Source organism: Nonomuraea aurantiaca (genome assembly GCF_020215705.1).
GTDB lineage: Bacteria > Actinomycetota > Actinomycetes > Streptosporangiales > Streptosporangiaceae > Nonomuraea > Nonomuraea aurantiaca.
Map to the genome: position 1 here is coordinate 1 of NZ_JAIWNB010000130.1, position 592 is coordinate 592.

General features: G+C 69.3%; 1 protein-coding gene. It reads right to left on the reverse strand.

Annotation, left to right across the window (positions count from 1 at the left end; all coding sequences use genetic code 11):
- Positions 1–592: ISAzo13-like element transposase-related protein (locus tag LDL49_RS56495; RefSeq protein WP_443689909.1), on the reverse strand; the 592-nt coding region annotated here is incomplete at both ends.

Sequence of the window (592 nt, forward strand, 5' to 3'; positions counted from 1 at the left end):
TCGGGGGCCGCGAAGCCCAGCAGAGGCCGGGTCCGGTGGGCGTGGTAGCTGAGGGTGTTGCGGTCTCGGCCGAGTAGCCGGGCTGCCAGGGTGAGCGTGACGGTGTTGCGGTGGCTCAGGACAGCAGCCAGGACACGATGCCGGTGGTCGAGAAATCCGAAGCCGGGGTTGTATCCGCGCCGGTTGATGCCCTTGCGCTTCTCGCGTTCGGCCTCGGCCAGGGTCCTCCGCCAGGGCTCGAGTTCTGTCACGAGCCGGTCGAACTGGTCGCGGGTCATGCCGGTCAGGCCAGGGTGGGTGAGCAGGTAGGTGGCCTCGGTCGGGATCGGCGGCGCCTTGGCTTGTTCAGGTTCGGCCGGTGGTGCTGTGCTGGGGGCGCAGGGGCCGATGGTGTAGTTCCATTCGCCGTGGAAGTCGTCGCGCTGGACGCGCTGCAGGAGCACCTGGCGCTGCTCCTTGGTGAGTGTGCGCCCGGTGGCGTAGTCGTTGTCGTCCAGGACGGCGCTGACGGTCAGCCCGGTGCTGGTGCGGGTGGCCGAGATGCTCTGCAGCAGCACCTCGTAGCTGGTCAGGGGCCGTCCGCGCAGGCTGT